The organism is Streptomyces sp. NPDC006265 (assembly GCF_040613555.1).
GTDB lineage: Bacteria > Actinomycetota > Actinomycetes > Streptomycetales > Streptomycetaceae > Streptomyces.
On sequence record NZ_JBEXSH010000987.1, the window covers coordinates 1 to 3,091 of the forward strand.

Annotated in this window: 3 protein-coding genes; 1 reads left to right on the forward strand and 2 read right to left on the reverse strand. The window is 73.4% G+C overall.

Annotated elements, in window-relative coordinates; translation table 11 throughout:
* Positions 1 to 1,396, forward strand: a 1,396-nt coding sequence (gene lnt / locus ABZ281_RS43955; RefSeq protein ID WP_356663825.1) for an apolipoprotein N-acyltransferase, incomplete at its 5' end; no start/stop codon positions are given.
* Here lnt and ABZ281_RS43960 read toward each other — a convergent pair.
* Positions 1,320 to 2,225, reverse strand: coding sequence for a Gfo/Idh/MocA family oxidoreductase (locus tag ABZ281_RS43960; RefSeq protein ID WP_356663827.1), 906 nt, complete (start codon positions 2,223 to 2,225; stop codon positions 1,320 to 1,322). The two genes, lnt and ABZ281_RS43960, sit on opposite strands and share 77 nt — an antisense overlap.
* 12 nt (positions 2,226 to 2,237) lie before the next feature.
* Positions 2,238 to 3,091 (reverse strand): FAD-dependent monooxygenase (locus tag ABZ281_RS43965; RefSeq protein ID WP_356663829.1); only part of this gene is annotated, 854 nt, incomplete at its 5' end.

Sequence of the window (3,091 nt, forward strand, 5' to 3'; positions counted from 1 at the left end):
GGCCGCCCTCGACGGCTGGTGCGGCGGCTTCGGCTTCATGCTGGCCATGCACCACTGGCTGCTGCCGAGCCTGCACGTGTTCACGATCGTGCTCGCCGCCCTCCTCGGCGCCCTGTGGGCCCCGTGGGGATGGCTGGTGCGCCGTCTCCTCGGCGGCCTTCCCTCCCCCGGCCGGGTCACGGTGGCGCTTGTGGTGCTGCCGTCGGGCTGGCTGGCCGTCGAGCTGGTCCGCTCCTGGCAGGGGCTCGGCGGCCCCTGGGGCATGCTCGGCAGCAGCCAGTGGCAGGCGGAACCCGCGCTGCGGCTCGCCTCGGTCGGCGGGGTGTGGCTGCTCAGCTATCTGCTCGTGGCCGTCAACGTCGCGGTCGCGGTCCTCGTCGCGGTCCGCCGGGCCCGGGTACCCGCCGTGGCCGGTCTGGTCGCCACGGCCGCCGCCACCTCGGCCGCCTGGGCCTTCTCGCCCCGCCCCGCCGTCGACGGCCAGGTCAGGATCGCCGTCGTGCAGCCGGGCGTCGTCGTCGGCCCGCACGGCCGGTTCGACCGTGAGGAGCAGCTCACCCGCCGGCTCGCCGGCCAGGACGTCGACCTGATCGTCTGGGGCGAGAGCAGCGTCGGCTTCGACCTCGGGGACCGGCCCGGCCTCGCCCGGCGGCTGGCGGATCTGTCCCGCGCGACGGGCGCCGGCATCCTGGTCAACGTGGACGCCCGGCGCTCCGACAAGCCCGGCATCTACAAGAGTTCGGTCCTGGTCGGGCCCGACGGCCTGACCGGCGAGCGCTACGACAAGATGCGGCTCGTGCCGTTCGGCGAGTACATCCCGGCCCGGTCCCTGTTCGGCTGGGCCACCTCCGTCGGCAAGGCCGCGGGCGAGGACCGCAGGCGCGGCTCGCAGCCGATCGTGATGAACATCGAGGACGAGCTGCGCGTGGGCCCGTTGGTGTGCTTCGAGACCGCCTTCCCCGACATGACCCGCCATCTCACACGGGAGGGCGTCGACGTGCTGATCGGCCAGTCGTCGACCTCCACGTTCCAGCACAGCTGGGCGCCCGGGCAGCACGCGTCGCTCGCCGCGCTGCGCGCCGCCGAGACCGGCCGCCCCATGGTGCACGCGACCCTGACGGGCGTCTCCGCCGTCTACGGCCCGGACGGACAGCGCATCGGATCGCGGCTCGGCACGGACGCCTCCACCGCGCAGGTCTACGAGATCCCCCTCGCCCACGGCACCACGCCCTACGTCCGCCAGGGCGACTGGACGGTGCATGCGGCCATGGTGATCCTCGCCCTGTGGGCGGCCGGCGAGGGCGCACGCACCCTGCGGCTCAGGCGGTCTGCTCCTGAACCGCGCGTACCACCCGCTCGCACAGTTCATGGGTCTCCAGCGCGTCCCGGGCACTGAGCACCTTGCCCGCCCGGACCGCGTCAAGGAACGCGAGCACCGCCTGCTCGATCCCGCGCTGGCGGGCCACCGGCACCCAGTCCCCGCGCCGCCGCACGGTCGGCTGCCCCTTGTGATCGACGACCTCGGCGAGATTGACCACCTGCCGTTTGGTGTCCTGCCCGGACACCTCGAGGACCTCCTCGGCGGAACCGCTGAGCCGGTTCATCACGCCGAGCGCGGTGAAGCCGTCCCCGGCGAGCTGGAGCACCAGGTGGTGCAGCAGCCCGTCCCGGACCCGGGCGCGCACGGTCACGTCGTCGACCTCGCCCGGCACCAGGAACCGCAGGGTGTCGACGACGTGGATGAAGTCGTCGAGGATCATCGAGCGGGGTTCCTCCGGCAGCCCGATGCGGTTCTTCTGCATCAGGATCAGCTCGCGCGGATGGTCCGCGCACTGCGTGTAGCCGGGGGCGTGGCGCCGGTTGAAACCGACGGCGAGGCTCACGTCCCGCTCCTCCGCGAGCGCCACCAGCCGTGCGGAGTCGTCGAGTTCATAGGCGAGTGGCTTGTCGACGTAGGTCGGTACGCCCGCCTCCAGCAGCCGCGTCACGATCTCCGGGTGCACGAGCGTAGGTGCGTGGACGAACGCCGCGTCGAGACCCGTCGCGAGCAGGGAGTCGAGGGTGCTGTGCCGTCGCTCCGGCAGGATGCGCAGGCGCTCCGCGACCCGGTCGAGCGTGGCGGGCGTACGGGTCTGCAGGTGCAGTTCGACCCCGGGCTGGAAGGCGAGGACCGGGAGGTAGGCCTTCTGCGCGATGTCACCGAGTCCGATGCAGCCGACCTTCACGGGGTGATCTCCTCAACGGTTGCCTGCCGGGGTCTGCCCGGAAGCATACGGCCGCTGCGGGGGCGCCCAGTCGGCGATGCCGTCGAAGCCGCGCAGGAACAGGGCGGGCCCGGCCTTCGACAGTGCGGCGACGGCCGTGTCGCGCACGGCGATGCCGGCCCGGCTGCTCATGAGACTGAGCCGTGCCGCCCTCACGGCCTGGCGTGCGATGGCGGTCGTACGCGGCAGCCGCGCGGCGGTGTAGGCGTCGAGGTCGTCACAGTGGTGGGCGAGCACGACGGCGTCCTCGATCGCCTGGTTGCCGCCCTGGCCGAGGCTCGGGGGCATGGCGTGCGCGGCGTCGCCGAGCAGGGCGGCCCGGCCGTGGTGGTAGGCGGGCAGGGGTTCGGCGATGTGGTGGATGTCGTGACGCAGGACGTCTTCGGGCCGAGCGGCGGCGAGCACGGCGGGGATCGGGTCGTGCCAGTCTCCGAAGCGGCGCAGCAACTCGGACTTCTCGTCGTCGGGCGCCCGGCCGCCGGCGGGGGTCAGGGCGGCGGCGTAGGCGTAGACACGTCCGCCCTTCAGCGGGTGGGTGCCCCAGAGGCGGCCCCGGCCCCAGGTCTCGTGCGAGGCGAACCGGGCGCCGGGGACGGGGATCACGACCCGCCAGGTGGTGAAGCCGGAGTAGACCGCCCCCGGGTGGCCGGGGAAGAGCGCCCCGCGCACGGCGGACCGGACGCCGTCCGCACCAACCACCAGGTCCGCTTCCAGTTCGCCGTCCGCGGTCGTGACGCGGGCCGCCCGGCCGGGGACCGAATGCGACAGCCACCGCCCGCGTTTCGCAAGCCAGGCCACGAACGCGCGCGTCGACGATCTGTTTGTAG